The 16,512-nt window shown below is 39.0% G+C and carries 17 protein-coding genes; 11 read left to right on the forward strand and 6 right to left on the reverse strand.

The features are described from left to right. Positions 1 to 32 precede the first annotated feature (32 nt). A complete protein-coding gene (locus R4146_RS03795; protein WP_339960107.1) occupies positions 33 to 2,072 on the reverse strand; it encodes a KUP/HAK/KT family potassium transporter in 2,040 nt (679 codons plus the stop codon). Positions 2,073 to 2,199: 127 nt separating this feature from the next. On the opposite strand from R4146_RS03795, the gene R4146_RS03800 reads away from it, so the two are divergent. The 3 genes from R4146_RS03800 (at position 2,200) to R4146_RS03810 (ending at position 4,918) form a co-directional block, all read left to right on the forward strand. Then, entirely contained in the window at positions 2,200 to 3,303 is a 1,104-nt protein-coding gene (locus R4146_RS03800) for an SLC13 family permease (RefSeq protein WP_339960108.1), read from the forward strand. Positions 3,304 to 3,367: 64 nt separating this feature from the next. Then, on the forward strand, positions 3,368 to 4,153 hold the full coding sequence (locus R4146_RS03805) for a glucose-1-dehydrogenase (RefSeq protein ID WP_339960109.1): 786 nt from the start codon (positions 3,368 to 3,370) through the stop codon (positions 4,151 to 4,153). 123 nt (positions 4,154 to 4,276) lie between these two features. Further along, a complete protein-coding gene (locus tag R4146_RS03810) occupies positions 4,277 to 4,918 on the forward strand; it encodes an HAD family hydrolase (RefSeq protein WP_339960110.1) in 642 nt (213 codons plus the stop codon). 41 nt (positions 4,919 to 4,959) lie between these two features. Here R4146_RS03810 and R4146_RS03815 read toward each other — a convergent pair whose 3' ends face one another. Beyond that, entirely contained in the window at positions 4,960 to 6,291 is a 1,332-nt protein-coding gene (locus R4146_RS03815) for an MFS transporter (protein ID WP_339960111.1), read from the reverse strand. Between the two features lie 190 nt (positions 6,292 to 6,481). Between R4146_RS03815 and R4146_RS03820 the strand changes: the two genes are divergently transcribed. From R4146_RS03820 to R4146_RS03830, 3 genes are all read left to right on the forward strand, one after another. Continuing rightward, the gene (locus R4146_RS03820) at positions 6,482 to 7,204 is read left to right on the forward strand and encodes a hypothetical protein (protein WP_339960112.1); all 723 of its coding nucleotides are present in this window, start codon (positions 6,482 to 6,484) and stop codon (positions 7,202 to 7,204) included. Between the two features lie 50 nt (positions 7,205 to 7,254). After that, positions 7,255 to 7,515 (forward strand): hypothetical protein, encoded by a 261-nt coding sequence (locus tag R4146_RS03825; protein WP_339960113.1) that lies wholly within the window; start codon positions 7,255 to 7,257, stop codon positions 7,513 to 7,515. Positions 7,516 to 7,583: 68 nt separating this feature from the next. Then, a complete protein-coding gene (locus R4146_RS03830; protein WP_339960114.1) occupies positions 7,584 to 8,096 on the forward strand; it encodes an HdeD family acid-resistance protein in 513 nt (170 codons plus the stop codon). 49 nt (positions 8,097 to 8,145) lie between these two features. On the opposite strand, the gene R4146_RS03835 is transcribed toward R4146_RS03830, so the two are convergent. Together R4146_RS03835 and R4146_RS03840 are read right to left on the reverse strand one after the other, a co-directional pair. After that, positions 8,146 to 8,634 (reverse strand): hypothetical protein, encoded by a 489-nt coding sequence (locus R4146_RS03835; protein ID WP_339960115.1) that lies wholly within the window; start codon positions 8,632 to 8,634, stop codon positions 8,146 to 8,148. 101 nt (positions 8,635 to 8,735) lie between these two features. Continuing rightward, positions 8,736 to 9,305, reverse strand: a complete 570-nt coding sequence (locus tag R4146_RS03840; protein WP_339960116.1) for an ECF transporter S component — start codon at positions 9,303 to 9,305, stop codon at positions 8,736 to 8,738. 270 nt (positions 9,306 to 9,575) lie between these two features. Here R4146_RS03840 and R4146_RS03845 point away from each other — a divergent pair, with 270 nt between their 5' ends. Continuing rightward, entirely contained in the window at positions 9,576 to 10,865 is a 1,290-nt protein-coding gene (locus R4146_RS03845; RefSeq protein ID WP_339960117.1) for an APC family permease, read from the forward strand. 77 nt (positions 10,866 to 10,942) lie between these two features. Continuing rightward, positions 10,943 to 11,461 carry a GNAT family N-acetyltransferase gene (locus R4146_RS03850; protein WP_339960118.1) on the forward strand — a complete coding sequence of 173 codons (519 nt, stop codon included), beginning with the start codon at positions 10,943 to 10,945 and terminating at the stop codon, positions 11,459 to 11,461. A 63-nt stretch (positions 11,462 to 11,524) separates the two neighbouring features. Here the strand turns inward: R4146_RS03850 and R4146_RS03855 are convergent, their stop codons facing one another. Next, a complete protein-coding gene (locus tag R4146_RS03855; protein ID WP_339960119.1) occupies positions 11,525 to 12,406 on the reverse strand; it encodes a GRP family sugar transporter in 882 nt (293 codons plus the stop codon). A gap of 38 nt (positions 12,407 to 12,444) precedes the next feature. Then, on the reverse strand, positions 12,445 to 14,709 hold the full coding sequence (locus R4146_RS03860) for an ATP-binding cassette domain-containing protein (RefSeq protein ID WP_339960120.1): 2,265 nt from the start codon (positions 14,707 to 14,709) through the stop codon (positions 12,445 to 12,447). A 118-nt stretch (positions 14,710 to 14,827) separates the two neighbouring features. On the opposite strand from R4146_RS03860, the gene R4146_RS03865 reads away from it, so the two are divergent. The 3 genes from R4146_RS03865 (at position 14,828) to hxlB (ending at position 16,494) form a co-directional block, all read left to right on the forward strand. Then, entirely contained in the window at positions 14,828 to 15,232 is a 405-nt protein-coding gene (locus R4146_RS03865; protein ID WP_339960121.1) for a winged helix-turn-helix transcriptional regulator, read from the forward strand. 87 nt (positions 15,233 to 15,319) lie between these two features. Further along, entirely contained in the window at positions 15,320 to 15,955 is a 636-nt protein-coding gene (gene hxlA, locus R4146_RS03870; RefSeq protein WP_339960122.1) for a 3-hexulose-6-phosphate synthase, read from the forward strand. Between the two features lie 2 nt (positions 15,956 to 15,957). Continuing rightward, positions 15,958 to 16,494 (forward strand): 6-phospho-3-hexuloisomerase, encoded by a 537-nt coding sequence (gene hxlB, locus R4146_RS03875; RefSeq protein ID WP_339960123.1) that lies wholly within the window; start codon positions 15,958 to 15,960, stop codon positions 16,492 to 16,494. Positions 16,495 to 16,512: the final 18 nt, after the last annotated feature.

Consider the following 16,512-nt stretch of genomic DNA (forward strand, 5'->3'; position numbering starts at 1 on the left):
TAGCTAGCATCGCTAGTTACAGCTTTTCGGGTTTAACGAATGTTCTTAGTGGCCCGTGAATGAATTGGGTGTAAGATTCGTTTTTGAACCAAGTATTGATCATGTTGCATATTAAAGAATAATGGAGATGTTTCTTGAACGGTATTACTGAATTCCAATCCGTACCAAGAAACTGGGGAAGCAGTGATGTTTTGGAGGAAGATTCTTCCAGAAATCAATTGCTTATCCAATTCAGTGATTTCAGTGTTCAATGCTAAATCGGATGGCCGTTCATTAATGATGATGAACTTAAAGTCCCCAACGGTCCGGTTCTTAATCGTGGAGTAATGTTGAACTTGCTTTTCAATAATGCCTTGTTCAATCAAATTATTCACGATTTGGTGGAGATAAATACTTACCGTTTGTGGTTTTCTGAATCCTAAGTAGAGTTGAACGTCCACTACGTTATCAGTGTCCAACATATCAACGGTATAGTTACTTTCGTATGGTGAACTAGTTTCATTCACCGTTACGAACCAATAAACCTTGGCCCGCTTAGGTTCCTTATCTAAGATAGAATATATTGTATTCCGCTTGATTTGGTAATCCTTTTTAATTTTGGTCATGTATACTAAGTTGGAAGTGTAGTAAGGAATGGTGTTGTCCTTACTTAAAGCACTTAGTTGACCCTTGTAGTCATTAAGGGAGACGTATTCACTTTCACGTTCGTAATGATCACGCCGCTTGTTTCCGAAGAACCAGATAATCATGACGTATAGGATAGCCATCATGATTAAGAAGGTTACATACCCACCTTTGACGAACTTCACCAAACTAGCGATGAAGAAGATAAATTCAATGATTGCAAAGAAGGATGCAATCGTGTATGCAAATACCCGTTTAATCTTCGATGCCAAGAATTCGAACAACAGAATTGTCGTTGAAAGCATCGTAATCGTAATTGCTAATCCATATGCTGCTTCCATGTGTTCGGAACTACCGAAGTACCAAACGACGAATAGCGTTACAGCACAAAGTAACCAGTTAACGGTGGCAATGTAAATTTGACTCCGGACGTTACTAGGGTGTTTGATAATAAACCGTGGTAAGAACCGTAGCCCAATTGCTTCATCAACTAACGTATATGACCCAGTGATCAATGCTTGAGAAGCAATGATGGCAGCTAACGTAGCAATAATGATAGCAAATGGCCGCACTTCACTTGATAACATGGAATAAAATGGATTCACGCTACCAGTTGCGTATGCAGCATCTTTAGCATGGTTGATTACCCATGCCCCTTGACCAAAGTAGTTTAACATTAATGATAGGTAAACTAATGGCCATGTGAAGTAGATATTTTTCTTCCCAACGTGTCCCATATCGGAATAAAGCGCTTCGGCCCCCGTTGTGGCAAGGAAAATACTACCTAGAATAAAGATCCCGACTTTATTGCTAGGGCTAAATAATACTTCAAATGCATAGTATGGGTTAATGGCTTTGATAATTGCTGGGTATTGGAGCAAGTTAATGACCCCAACAACCCCTAAGAAACCGAACCAAACGACCATGATGGGTCCAAATGATTTCCCAATCGTTCCGGTTCCAAAACGTTGAATTAAGAATAATCCTAGTAACACACACGTGGTAATTACTAATACGTCTGATTGAGAATTACTAAAGTGCAAACCAGCAATGGTTTGGTTCTTTAGCCCTTCGATTGAGGAGGTAACCGTAACTGCAGGGGTTAAACTCCCATCGGCTAATAAGGCTGCCCCACCAATCAATGCCGGCCAAACTAACCATTTAGCACGTTTGCGGACCAATGCGTAAAGGGCAAAAATCCCACCTTCGTGGTTGTTATCCGCGCGCATTGTGATCACAACGTATTTAATCGTTGTGATTATCATTAAAGTCCAGAATATCAAAGAAATAGATCCAATGATATAATCAGGGGTGGTATTAGAAATATGACCTTGATCACCAATAATGGCATTCATTACATATAGTGGTGATGTACCAATATCACCGTAAACAATTCCGATGGCGATTAAAACACCCGCCATGGTAAGTTTATTTAAGTTAGCCTTCATGACTAAGCCTCCATAAAAAGTTTGGTTATTTGGTCCCGACACACATGTCAAATTAATATGGACCGATATTTAAAGAATATGAAAAGATTATCACTAATTCAATCATTTTGAAAGGAAAATTTATATTTTGTTAAATCAAATCAAAAAAATATTTACTGATAAGTTATTAATAATTTCATTTATTGTTCTGCTTTTAGTTGGTTTAATTGGAACGCCATCTTTTGCAGACCTAAATTGGACTACGATTGGAGCTTTATTCTCATTAATGGCAGTAGTTGGATTATTAAATCATTTTAATTTATTGACGATCATTAGTGAGAAGTTAATTATGTTAATTCATAATCGGCGTCAGTTCGTTCAGTTGATGGTGTTGATTTCATTTATTAGTGCGATGGTGATGACCAATGATGTGGCGATTATTTCAATCGTGCCGCTATACTTATTTACTGCACAAAGATATCAGATGCCACGGTTATTACCCACCACATTAATTACAATTGCCGCTAATTTAGGGAGCATGGTGACTCCATTCGGTAATCCCCAAAATCTATTCTTGTTTAATGCATACCACTACGTTCCAAGTACGTTCTTTGTTGTTACCGTGCCGATGGGCATGATTAGCTTAGGAGCCCTATTTTTAATGACTCAATTGATTGATCGACGAACGTTTACGGCTGATGCACAATCGGCGTCGTTACCAAGTGGTTGGCCGTTGTGGTTAACGATTGGCTTAGCATTGATTGTGTTAGCGGGCGTGTTTGATTTATTACCAATTGGGTGGGTGGTTTTAATTACCATCTTAATGACCCTAATAATTAATCGCCGGACGCTACTGTCAATTGACTACTCATTATTATTAACATTTGCTTGTTTCTTCTTGATTACCGGGATTTTAAGCCGCAATGGATTCGTTACCCATACGCTAGAAGGGTTAATGCAAGGGCGAACGGGAACGTATTTGACCAGTATTGTAACCAGTCAAGTGATCAGTAATGTGCCAGCGGCGGTGTTATTATCCAAATTTAGTCATGATGCTAATGCAATCTTATTAGGCGTAAACATTGGTGGACTAGGAACGCTGGTAGCTTCATTAGCTAACTTATTGGCGCTAAAGCAATTTGCGCAATTTGATAAGCAACACGTTGGTGCATTTATCAAGCAGTTCACGATTGTTAACGTTATTTTATTAGTGAGTTTAGGAATTATTGGATGGATAATGCTTATAATTTGATATTCTTAAAATCAATGTGAGATAATTAAATTACAGACATTAAATCGAAAGGTTCGTGAAGCTGATGTATAATGATTTAAAGGGTAAGGTGGCTGTAATTACTGGTGGTTCTAAGGGAATCGGTAAGGCAATTGCAGAACGACTTGCTAAAGAACACATGAAACTAGTAATTAACTATAATTCTGACGCTAAGGGCGCTGAAGACACCGTTAAGATGATCAAGGATAAGGGTGGCGATGCGGTTGCGACCCAAGCTAACGTTGGTGATGAAAATGACGTTCAACACCTATTAGATGTTGCCATTGATAATTTTGGTGATTTAGATCTTTGGATCAATAACGCTGGAATGGAAAATCAAGTGCACACCCATGAAATGTCCCTTGCCGATTGGAACAAGGTTATCAAGGTTAACTTGACTGGGACCTTCCTTGGTGCACGTGCAGCACTTCGTTACTGGATTAAAAAGGACCGCCCAGGTAACATCATTAACATGTCCTCTGTTCATGATCAAATTCCTTGGCCAACATTCTCACACTACGCTGCTTCTAAGGGTGGAGTAAAGATGTTTAGTGAAACGATTGCCCTTGAATACGCTAAACGCGGCATTCGGGTTAATTCAGTTTCACCAGGTGCTATTAACACTCCAATTAATGCTAAGAAATTCTCTGACCCAGACCAATTAGCTGATACTAAGGAAATGGTTCCAATGGATCGAATCGGAAAACCAGAAGAAGTTTCTGCAACCGTTGCTTGGTTAGCTTCTACTGAATCTGGCTATGTAACTGGTGATACCATTTATGTTGATGGTGGAATGACTCTTTACCCAGAATTTGAAGAAGGTAAGGGTTAGACTGCAATTTAAAATTAATAACAATGAAGAGTCGCTATCATGCGGCTCTTTTGTTTTTGTAATCACAAGTTGCTATAATATAATAGTTATTTTTTGATTTAACGTGAAAAGGAAGTGAACCACTTGCAAAACTATATTTTTGATTTTGATTTAACCCTGATTGATTCAGGGCGTGTCAACGTCTTATCGACCCAAGCAGCATTTGAAAAGATGGGTTGGGAAAAACCTACTCCTGAAACCGTTAGTTATTACACGGGAATTCCGATTGAACAGTCATTTCCAAAGATGGCTCCCGATAACGCTACCAATGAACAAATCCAAAAGTTATTAACTGTGTTTGTGCATGAATATGAAAAATTAGAACCGGGTAATTTAAAACTATTTCCCGGGATTAAAGATGCATTAACTACCCTCCACCAAGCTGGTAAGCAATTATTTATTGCCACTAGTAACCGGACTGAGGTTGTTACCCGGAATACGAAGGCCCTGGGCATCTATGATTATTTTGATGAAATCGTTGGTTTTGACCAGGTTGAAAAGGCCAAACCAGAACCAGATACGGTATTAAAAATCGTTGCAGACCATCATCTAGATAAGAACGAAACGATCATGATTGGTGATGCCACTTTTGATCTAGAAATGGGTAAAAATGCGGGTGTGCATACCGCAGGTGTCCTTTGGGGCGCTCATGATAAACAGGCATTAATCAATGTTCATCCGGACTATCTATTAGATCAGACTAGTCAATTACTAGATATTAAATAAGCTTGGCATTAGGCGTTTAACCTAGCACCAAGCTTTTTGGTTTAAATTGCGTTGTCTCCGATATTCTTAGGCACTAGTAATGTTTCAACTAGTGGGTATAACATTAATGCTGCTAAGAATACGAAACCAAATTCATAGGCCGTCGCCTGATTAGTAATGGTACCAATCATACTGACGACCACTGTAATTAATGAAATCCCGAGTCCCTGGGATAGGGTTTGTGAAACGGCGTTCATCGTATTAGCGCTATTGCGATCAGCAAAGTCAATGTCAGCGAACGAAAGGGCGTTGTAGGCTGTTAATGCTAGTGACCGGCCAACTCCGTTGATAAAGCCGAGAATCATGACTAAGACGGCGGTTGAATTGGCTCGAACGAAAGCGAAACCAAGGGATGATAATAAAATAATGATGACTGACATTAAAATCGCGGGTTTAAAATGCATCTTTTTAACTAATTGATTAGCAAACGTTTTAGCAACGATATTCCCAATAAAGATGAAGATCACGTAAAACGAGGCTTTAATTGGTGAATAATGTAAAATCGTTTGCAAGTAGATAGTTAATAAGTATGGCATTGATCCTAGTGATAGCCATAGAAATGATCCTCCCGTTTGAAAAATCCGAAACGATGTAATTCGAAGCGATTTAACTGAAAATAACGGATGACTGGCCGTTGCTAAATGATGGCCAGTTAAGACCGCTGCAGCTAAGCCAATAACAACAAGAATTGCTGCATGGCCCCATTCTTGTTGACCGCGACTAGCTAGTTCGGCTCCAATCAATACGAGTCCTGATGCGATGGCAATTTCAATAAAGCCGATTAAATCAAACCGTGATTCGGGATGTGTTTGACTATGGGGAATTAATTTAATTCCAAAGAGGATGCTGATAATTCCGATTGGCAGGTTGATTAAGAAAATCCAGCGCCATGATAAGTAATTAACAATGAATCCACCAATTACAGGAGCAATTGATGGTGCAATTAATGCGGGCCAGATTAGATAGGTCGTAACTTCTAGTAATTTATCAGCAGGGGCGCGTTGTAAGACGATTAGTCGGGATGTGGGCACCATCAATGATGCGGCAATTCCTTGACAAAATCTACTAATTAAAACTAATGCAAAACTAGGGGCGATTGCGTTCGTAAACGAACTAATGGTAAATAGTAATACCGCAATCATCCAGGTCGTCTTTTGACCGTATCGATTGGCAATCCAGCCACTAAGTGGGATGAAGATGGCCATGGTGATTAAGTAAACGCTGACTACTAATGAAATGGTAGCAGAACTAACTGCTAAGTCCTGACTCATTTTAGGCAGCGCCGTGGTAACGATGGTTGAGTCCATAATCTGCATAAATAGACTCGATGCCATCAAAAGTGCTAATTTACGGTTGATAATAAAGCCTTCCTTCTAAAAATAAAATTTAGTATATAATAATATAATTGCAAACTTATTAAATGTTGGTAACTTTATGGTGATAATAGTTGATTATGTTGATTATTTCTATTATCGTCAAATATGTTAAACTGATTGCAGTAACAATTAAAGGAGAAAAATTGCAATGAATATCACTTTTAAAGTCTTATTGACTGTTTTTTTAGTTTTATTTGTGATTACGCTACTAGCTGCATTGATTCAAGGAATTCGAATCAAGAATCAATCTAGCAAAAAGTGGGGATTATCAGCGCTGGTCATGGCGATCCTAGCTGTTGGTAGTTTCTGGGGCGTTAGTGCTTCTAGTAATCATCAATCAACTAATCAAGCAACGACTAGTCAATCTAGTAGCAGCCAGTCATCAATGAGTAATAGTAGTAGCAGTAACAGTAGCTCTGTTACTAGTGAAAGTAGTTCTAAGTTAACTAGCTCTGAACAGGCTTCTGCCAAGGCATCGAGTGAAAGCCAACGGAAGGCTGATCATAGCGAACAACAATTTGAAGAACGTGATCGTAAGCATCGGGATATGGAAAACCGACGCCAAGAACAGATGTTAGCTAAAAAGGGAACCGATAAAAAAGGCTATGCTAAACAAATTAGTCGGGTGCCTAGTCAATCTTCACACGTTGTGGAAAAAGTCACATATAATGGCACTAAGACGGTGGCTAAGGTTTCTAGTGATTTAACGATGGGCAACCGGCGTGAAAATCAACACAACGCATTTACCATTTGGAGTGGTCTAAAGCGGATTGCATTCCTGCACCATGTTAAGACCAATATCATCATTTTAGACCACAATGGTAAAGAGATTGCTAATACTAATAATAATCGGTTTAATTATTTAGAATAATAATGCTATAATAACAAAGAGAATAACAAGAATTTGCGAGGTGTTAATAAATGGATGCACAAGTTTTAGACTTGTTTAAGGACTACTATGCTAAAAATATTCAATTAATGAGTAATTTTCAAGATAACGATGAATTAGAAAGTTTAAACGATTCGATGGACCAATTAAATGCTAAGTTCATCGATGACTATTTTGTTTTAACTGGTGATAGAATCGATGCTGATAATATCGCTGATTTAATTGCGGAAAAATTAACTGGTAACGCTGATATTGAAGATGACGATGAAAGTGATAACCAATCTTCAAAATAATAACTAATAACCCTATCTGGATGTAATTCAGACGGGTTTTTTAATTTAATTAGAGAGAAGGAATCAATATGTTTGGATCAAGAAGAGAATTTAACCCATTTTCACTACTGGTGGGGATTCTATCCATTATTTTAGCGTTAATTATTGTTAAGAACCCATTGAGTTCTTTTGTTTCATTGATTTATATGATAGCAGTATTACTAATTATTGATGGAATTTCACGTTGGTCGGATATCAAATCAATTCGGACCTATAATAAGACCTGGTTATATGTAGGAGCTGGTTATGACTTCTTCTTAGGAATCGTTATGTTCTTTATGCCAGTCGTTGGGGCCGTTTTTATCTGGTTCTTATTGGCGGTATTTATTATCTATAATTCAATTTTAGAGTTATGGTTGAATCAAAAGGCGTTTTCAGATCATCGAGGCGCCTATTGGATTAACCTTTGTTTAGGAGCATTAGGGGTGGTTATCGGTGTGATCGTATTATTTAAACCATACCTAGCCATTTCATTAACCTTATTCTGGGTTGCCTTCTTCTTTATGTTCTATGGTGTTATTAAGGTGATTCGTTCAGTATAAATTTGGTATAAATTAAAAGCGTGAACCGTTTAGGCGGCTCACGCTTTTTTTAGAGTTGATTGGTGTTACGCGAAAGTAAGAAGTATAACATGTTCATTTGATCCAATACGGGTTTGATTTCAGAAACCATTTTAAATGGCATTAAGATCACTGGAATCGTGGCATCGTAACTAATGATTGGTTCGACGTTACTTTGCCGCTGGTATTGTTTAACCGTATCTTTGTATAATCGAGTTAAAATAATGGGGTCAATATCATTACCATGTTTGTCCTTGTAAATATCATTAACCACTTTGTAGGCATCCCCACCATCATTTAACACCATGAAGCCCTTTTCACTAGTAATATGGAGCACTTCATTAAACGCAAAGTCACTTGAAATGTCATTAAACACCTTAAGTTCGATATCACCAGCCTTGCGATCAGTAAAGTAGGTGGCACTTAATGTTTCATATTCACTCTTAATTTGTTTACGAATTTGTTTGACGATAATGTTGAATTCGGTTGGGTCGTTAAAATTTAACTGTTTATGTTTCAAAAATCAACACTCCTTTATCCATTATTTTACATGAAGGTAGAACGAATGGGCAATTGGAATTAATAAAATGCCACGGCTAGAAAGTCGTGACATTTTTTAGTTTATTTAGATTGGATGAGGTTTAAAGCTCCGCTACGCTTTAATAACTTAATGATTCCTAAAGTCAAAAAGTCACTAACTACGAAAATCGAAATAAAGCGGACGATGAAAAGTACGACTAATAACCAGAACGTGAGATAACGATACCCATCAAACAACCAACTATAACCAAAGGTGGTGATGGTGGTTAATAAACTAGTTAAGGCTAACGTAAAGTGGTTATATTTACGATAGCCAGTCAATAAGAACCCCAGTTCAGTTCCAACCCCATCAAAAATTCCACTAACGGCATCCATAATACCACCCTTATCACCAATGAAGGTTTCAATAATTGATGACAGCATTTGACCGAAGAATGCAGATCCAGGCATTTGGAATAAGCATCCAATTAAGGTCCCAGCTAAGATCCAGGGACCTTGAGTTAGGTCGTTGGCCATGGGAGCGAGTCCAATTGGCGTTAAAATTGCTGCGCAGATGGTATATAAGAAACTAATTAGCCAGTAAATGACTCCACAAATTAACGCGGTTAAAGTCATTAAGATAATGGTCTTTAAATTCCATTTTGATTTCATAAGTACAATGCCTTCTTTTTAATTAGAATGTACTTTTATCATACTGTTAAATTTAAAGATAATCAATTGCTAATCTAAGATTAAATTATAGGGAGTGGGTTTAAGCGTAAATTGAACTAAATTGGCCTAGCAGTAATATTATAATTGATTGGTATACCCATACACTTACCTATATATCGTACATTAAGTGTTTTATGATAAAAATGGTATTGTCTTTAATTTAATTTTAATGTATAATTTGGAGAAATTAAAAGAAAGTAGGTTTCGCTTATGGAAAAGAGTACCAAATTAGGTTTTTGGAGTATCGTGTTGATGGGTATTAACATCATCATCGGTTCTGGAATCTTCTTGATTCCTGGTAGTGGGGTTAAATTATTTGGTCCCGCCAGCATCTTAGTCTTAATTTTTGATGCCCTGCTAATCTTTATGATTGGTCTATGTTTTGCTGAATGTGCGAGTCACTTTAATGAAAATGGTGGGGCCTATGTTTATACCCGCAAGGCCTTTGGCAACTTCTGGGGGTATGAAGTGGGTATCGCCACGTGGGCAACGCGGATTGTTGCCGAGGCAACGATTTATGCCGGATTAATTACCGCATTAAGTGGGGTCTTTCCACAGCTACAACAACCGGGGCCTAAATATACGTTGATTACGTTTATTGGTCTGGCCCTAATTACGATCAATGTGATGGGGATTCGAATTTCTAAAGTGGTGAATAACTTGCTAACGGTTTCTAAGTTATTACCACTCCTATTGTTAGTTGTAGTGGGGCTCTTTTTCCTTAAGCCAACCAATTTTCAACCATTCTTTCCACCGGAATTAGCCCACATGAGTAACTTCTCAACGGCAGCCGTAACGTTGTTCTATGTGTTCGTTGGTTTTGAAGGCCTGGTAGTGGTGGCTGGTGAAATGAAAAACACCAAGCGAAACTTACCACTGGCATTGTTGGTGGTCTTGATTGCAGTTACAACGATTTATGTTTTAATCTTTACCGTTTCCATTGGGGTCTTAGGACCAGAACTATCTAAAACCCCAGTGCCACTGCAAGCCGTTTTTGCAGCGATTGCTGGACCAACTGGTAAGTGGATCATTGTCTTAGGGTCAATCCTATCGATGGGAGCAATCGTAGTCGGGTCATCATTTGTAACGCCACGGGCCGGAGTCGCATTAGCTAACCATCAAATGATGCCTAACTTCATTAAGAAGACGAACCGTCGGGATGCACCATACATTGCAATTATTATTTCAACTTGTTTAGTAATGTTAATCTCATACTCGGGAACGTTCGTGGTGTTAGCCCAAATTGCCTCAGTTGCGCGGTTTGTTCAATACATCCCAACGTGTTTAGCTGTAATTCGGTTTAGAAAGACGATTGATGATGATCCCAATGCCTTTAAGGTTCCATTTGGAATCATTATTCCAATCATTGCCACGTTAGTTTCGGTTTGGTTATTGATTAACGCTAAGCATGACCAATTATTATTAGCGATTGGCTTCTTAGTGATTGCAGCTCCGTTTTATTTCTTAACTAAGGTCAGCAAGCAGGCTAAGTTAGATTAGAAGCCGCTTTGATTGCAAATAGGCCTCTCTGGTGTTTTAATAGATAAGTTATTATTAATTCAGTAGGGGTGATTAAAGTGGCGCTTACTTATTTAAGAAGAGCTAATATGGATGATTTTGATGCAATTTGGGAAATCGTGCAATCAGCACGGGAATTCCTAAGTGAGCAAAATATTGATCAATGGCAAACACCTGATTATCCAAATAAAAAGGTAATTACCGATTTGATCAAACAGGATATGTACTATGTTTTAGTAACTGATGGTCAGGTTTCGGGGACTGCTTACATTAAATTAGGCCACGATGTTAATTATGATTATCTGACTGAATCAACGTTAGACACCCGCTATGGGGACCAACATATGACGATCCATATGATTGCGGTTTCCGATAAATTCCGCGGTCGAAAGTTATCAAGTTACTTAATGAGTGATATCATCACCCTAGCCAAAGCCCATGATTTACATGACATTCGAATTGACACCCATGTGGATAATAAGATTATGCAACATACAATTGAAACTACTGGTTTCACTAAGCATGGGATTATTAAGCAACCAGAATACACTGGGTATGCTTATCAATTAATTATTTAATTTAAAAAGACCACCGAATCTAGATTCGATGGTCTTTTTCGTGATATTTATTTAATTTTGCATCTATCTAATGAAGCTAGTCATAATGCCACCAACTAAGACCAATGCAACTCCACAAATGGTAAAAATTAATGATTTACCACTTTTGCGTTCTCTTAAAATGACTAAGCCGCCAAATGTAGATACAACGACGCACATTTGAGAAAGGGTAAAACCAGTGGAGACCCCATTTAATGTAATTGAAATTAAGTATCCGGTAGTTCCAATTCCTGAGTTAAAACCAGTAAACATATTCTTAAAAGTTTCTTTTTTGAAAAGGGGCTTTTGATCCCGATAACTCTTAATTAGGAGGGAAAAGATAACTGCTGCAGCAAACATTCCGATTGATTGTGGTGGAAATGTTGTCCAACCATCCGCACCGGTGATTTTAGGAAGGGTGGAACATGCTGTATAACCGATTCCAGATCCCACGATCAATTGAATGATGTTCTTAGTAAACTCGCGTTTGTTGATCGAGTTATTATTATTATTGTCACCAGTTCTAGTAGTTAAAAAGACCCCAATTGCTACTAAGATGACGGCTGAAAAACCGATTCCCTTTGCAATTCCACTTTGCCAACTGCCAAAGAACAATACCCCAATAATATTGACCCCGACTAGTTGTAATCCAGTGGTGATGGGGGTGGTAGTGGAGACCCCTAATTTCTTAAAAGCATTATATTGGGTTAATTGTCCTAATGACCAACCCATTCCACCAATAAAGCACCAAAAGAAGTCTTCAGTAGTAACAGTGGGCTTTTTGATCAACCAAATTAAGATGCCGACGACAAGGGCTCCATAAGTGGTCCCTAATAGTTGTTGAATGGGTTTACCACCTAAGAAATGCACCCATAGCGGTGTAATTCCCCATAGTAAAGCGGGGATTAATCCGATTAAAATATCCAAAATGTTGTCCTTCAATCTATTATAAATTACGCCAAAAATTAGCTGCGCCGTTCATTATACTCCAACATTGCCTGTCCCGTAACCGATTTTTTAGATTTTAGCGAATCGATTGGGCGACCTGAGTATAAAATTTTACCGCCGTAACGCCCGGCTTTAGGGCCCACATCGATTAACCAATCGGCAGAACTAATTACTTCAATGTTGTGTTCCACAATAATTAAAGTGTTATTGGCAGCGACTAATTGTTTAAATAACTTAATGATCGTTCCCACGTTGAACATGTGAAGCCCCGCAGTGGGTTCATCTAATAGGTAGATTTTACCGGACTGATTTAATTGTAAGGCTAACTTCAAACGTTGAAGTTCCCCACCGGATAGGGTATCTAATGATTGACCTAGTGATAGATAGTCTAATCCTACCCGTTGCATATTGAGTAATGGTTGTTCAATTTTGTCAGTAGCTGCGAAGAATGGGATGGCTTGGGCAATTGACATGTTCAAGACTTCGCTAATGTCTTTACCTTGATACTTGTATTGTAATGCTTCGTCGTTATAACGCTTTCCATTACATGCTTCACAGGTTTGAATAACGGGGTCCATGAACGCCATGTTGGTAATTACGACGCCCTTACCCTTACATACCGGACATTTTCCCTTACCGTTATAGCTAAAGAGCGTTCTTGAAACGTGATTAGCATCACCAAATAATTTTCGGATTTGATCTAAAATATCTAAGTAGGTCGCTGGAGTTGCCCGAATGTTAGCTCCTACGGCATCTTGTGATAGATCAATGTATGGTTCAGTTAACTGATCCTTGATGGCTTGCATCAAAGAACTCTTTCCAGAACCAGCGACTCCAGAAATAACGGTTTCCACTCCCAACGGAATTTTTACGCTAACGTCCTTTAAGTTGTGGACGGTCACATGGTTTAGGTCTAATGTTTGCGTGTATTGACGGGGGTGGTCATTGAATTGTAATTTAGCGCGGAGGCACTTGCCAGTAAGGGTATCTGATTGTAATAATTCTTCGTAGGTGCCGTTAAACGTGACCCGACCACCTTCGGCACCAGCTTTAGGGCCAATTTCAACTACGTATTGTGCAATCGGAATCAATTCGGGATTGTGTTCCACGATTAAGACCGTATTTCCATTATCGCGTAGTTTGGTGAGGGCCTTTTTAATTAATTGAATGTCCTTTGGATGCAGTCCAACACTGGGTTCATCTAGGATGTATACCATGTCGACTAACGAACTGTTCATGAACTTGGCAATTTTAATCCGTTGAGTTTCCCCACCAGAGAGCGTTTCCGTATTCCGATCAAGGGTTAGGTAACCCAGGCCTAAGTCGATCAATGAAGAAATCTTGGTGGATAGTTCACGAATGATTCCTTGGACCAATGGAGTCTTGATGGATTGTAGAAATTCCAATCCATGGATCAAATCCATTTGGAGGACGTCGGCAATGTTTTTGTCGTTGATTTTACATTTTAAGACTGGTTGACGAAGCTTAGTTCCGTGACAAACTGGACAAGCATGGTGATTAACAATTTCATTAATGGCTTTTTGGTGGTGTTTTCCTTCCGCACTGTTAATAATGGAACGCTTGATTCTAGGAATAAGCCCTTCGTATAAAATACTCTTCCGCCATTCCTTAGGAGCGTTCGTTAACTTCTGTTGTGGTGCATACAACAAAGTATCCAGTTCTTCTTTGGTATAGTCCTTAATTGGTTTATCGTTATCAAATAATCCAGTATGGGCATAGCGATTCCACCGCCACGTGTGGGGACCAAAACTAACAAATGTAATGGCACCTTCGTTTAGTGATTTATTGTAATCTAAGATTTTATCAGGATCGATATCATCAACGTATCCTAATCCTTGACAGTTAGGACACATTCCTTGAGGTAGGTTGAACGAAAAGGTGTCTGAATATCCGACCCATGGTTTACCAGCCCGTGAGAACAGTAGTCGCATTAGCGAATAGATTCCCGTGTAGGTAGCAAGGGTTGAACGGGGGTTCTTACCAATCTTTTTTTGTTGGATCACGATTGCAACAGGGAGGTTGTCGATGCGATCCACTTCTGGTTGCCCATATTTGGGTAAGTATTGTTGAGTGAAACTAGGGAACGTTTCATTTAATTCCCGTCTGGAATTTGCGGCGATGGTATCGAAAACCAGGGATGATTTTCCAGAACCAGATAAACCGGTAAAGACGGTAATGGCGTGCTTATGAATTTTTAAACTAATGTCCTTTAAGTTGTTCTGGTGGGCATTGTGTACTACGATGTATTGACTTTCTGCCATGTTGATCCTCCTATAAAAACTAATCTGATTTAATCTTATAATTAAACGTTGATTTGGTGCAAAGATTTAGAACCTTAAATTAATTTAGCGTACAATGTAACGACAGGAGTGATTTAAAATGGAAAGTGATATTAGAAAAGACGTTCGAAATAAAATCCAATCCGGCAACTTTGATTGTGCTAAGGAACTAACGCTTTCAATGTTTAGCGGTAAGCATAAAATGTATATCCTATGGGAATTACGGCATGGGGATGAAATTCACTTTAACCAATTTACCCGCTTGATCCCAAACGTTAGTCGCAAGGTCCTTACCAATCAGTTGAACGAACTAATTAGCGATAGCATCATTGAAAAACATGATTACAATGAAGGTAAGGTCAAACGAGCTAGTTATAAATTAACCTCAGTGGGGCAGAGTTTAATTCCGATTCTAACGATGATGTATGACTGGGGCGAACAACGAATTGAACAATTAAAGATCGATCCAATTTATCAAACCCGCAATTTTCATCCGAATGTATAGGTAGTTACCTTTAAGTAACTAATTGTTAGTATCAAATTGGTCTGATAGGATACTGTTAAACACTTAATCAAACGGAGGAATTATCAAATGAAGTTACAATTAGCAATTGATTTAGAAGATGTAGATGGCGCAATTGAATTGATCAAAAAGACCAAGGATAGCGTTGATATTTTTGAATACGGAACACCACTAGTAATCAACTTTGGGCTAGAAGGCCTTAAGAAGATTCGTGACACGTTCCCAGACATTACTTTATTAGCCGATGTAAAGATCATGGACGTGGCTTCATATGAAGTAAGCCAAGCCTTTAAATATGGTGCCGACATTACCACGATCTTAGCAGCCGCTGAAGACCAATCCATCAAGGATGCGGTAGCTGAAGCCCACAAGGATGGTAAGGAACTACTAGTTGATATGATTGGGATTCAAGATGTTGCTAAGCGGGCCCGTGAAATTGATGCAATGGGCGCTGACTACATTGCAACGCATACTGGATATGACTTACAAGCATTGGGTCAAACTCCATTTGAAACGTTCAACACCATTAAGGCTAACGTTAAGAACACCAAGACTGCTGTTGCTGGTGGAATCAAGGTCGACACTGCCGAAGAAATTATTGCTGAAAAGCCAGACTTATTAATTGTTGGTGGTGGAATCGCTACGGTTGATGATCCAACTAAGGCCGCTCGTGAAATTAAAGCAATGATCGAAAAGGGTGAATAAGATTGGATAGTAAGGCTTGGCAAACGGTAACTGGTGAACTCAGTGCTGCGAATGTGGTAGTGACTGATGAAGCTTTAGCAATGGTACATGCAGCTAAGCGGGTCTTTGTTGCTGGTGCTGGTCGATCAGGACTAGCGATTAAGGCCTTTGCAATGCGAATGGAACAACTTGGCAATGCAGTTAGTGTAGTGGGTGAAACGACTGCCCCGGCTTTTACCAACGATGATTTATTAATCGTCGCTACCGGTTCAGCTACCACGCCTTCGATCGTCGCCCTAGTGAACAAAGCCCGTGAATTAGGGGGCAACGTATGGTTGTTGACCGCAACGCCCACTGCTGAACTGGCGCAACAAGTTGATCATGTTACCCAGCTTCCTGGTAAGGGCAAGTTTGCCAATGAAGTTACCACGATCCAGCCAATGGGTTCACTATTTGAACAATCAGTGTGGCTGTTTGGGGATGCATTTACGCTTTCATATATGAAACGTTACAATGTGACCGAACAACAAATGCAGGCTAATCATGCTAATTTAGAATAATTATTCTCGGACACCTAG

Origin of the sequence: Nicoliella lavandulae, assembly GCF_037546185.1 — a bacterium.
In the GTDB taxonomy this organism is placed as follows: Bacteria; Bacillota; Bacilli; order Lactobacillales; family Lactobacillaceae; genus Nicoliella; species Nicoliella lavandulae.

Bases quoted from the DNA above. Each gene is read 5' to 3' on its own strand.
- R4146_RS03830 (WP_339960114.1), top strand. From the start codon at position 7,584: ATGTTTGGATCAAGAAGAGAATTTAACCCATTTTCACTACTGGTGGGG.
- R4146_RS03860 (WP_339960120.1), bottom strand. From the start codon at position 14,709: ATGGCAGAAAGTCAATACATCGTAGTACACAATGCCCACCAGAACAAC.
- R4146_RS03820 (WP_339960112.1), top strand. From the start codon at position 6,482: ATGAATATCACTTTTAAAGTCTTATTGACTGTTTTTTTAGTTTTATTT.
- R4146_RS03815 (WP_339960111.1), bottom strand. From the start codon at position 6,291: ATGGCATCGAGTCTATTTATGCAGATTATGGACTCAACCATCGTTACC.
- hxlA (WP_339960122.1), top strand. From the start codon at position 15,320: ATGAAGTTACAATTAGCAATTGATTTAGAAGATGTAGATGGCGCAATT.
- R4146_RS03795 (WP_339960107.1), bottom strand. From the start codon at position 2,072: ATGAAGGCTAACTTAAATAAACTTACCATGGCGGGTGTTTTAATCGCC.
- R4146_RS03825 (WP_339960113.1), top strand. From the start codon at position 7,255: ATGGATGCACAAGTTTTAGACTTGTTTAAGGACTACTATGCTAAAAAT.
- R4146_RS03840 (WP_339960116.1), bottom strand. From the start codon at position 9,305: ATGAAATCAAAATGGAATTTAAAGACCATTATCTTAATGACTTTAACC.
- R4146_RS03845 (WP_339960117.1), top strand. From the start codon at position 9,576: ATGGAAAAGAGTACCAAATTAGGTTTTTGGAGTATCGTGTTGATGGGT.
- R4146_RS03805 (WP_339960109.1), top strand. From the start codon at position 3,368: ATGTATAATGATTTAAAGGGTAAGGTGGCTGTAATTACTGGTGGTTCT.
- R4146_RS03865 (WP_339960121.1), top strand. From the start codon at position 14,828: ATGGAAAGTGATATTAGAAAAGACGTTCGAAATAAAATCCAATCCGGC.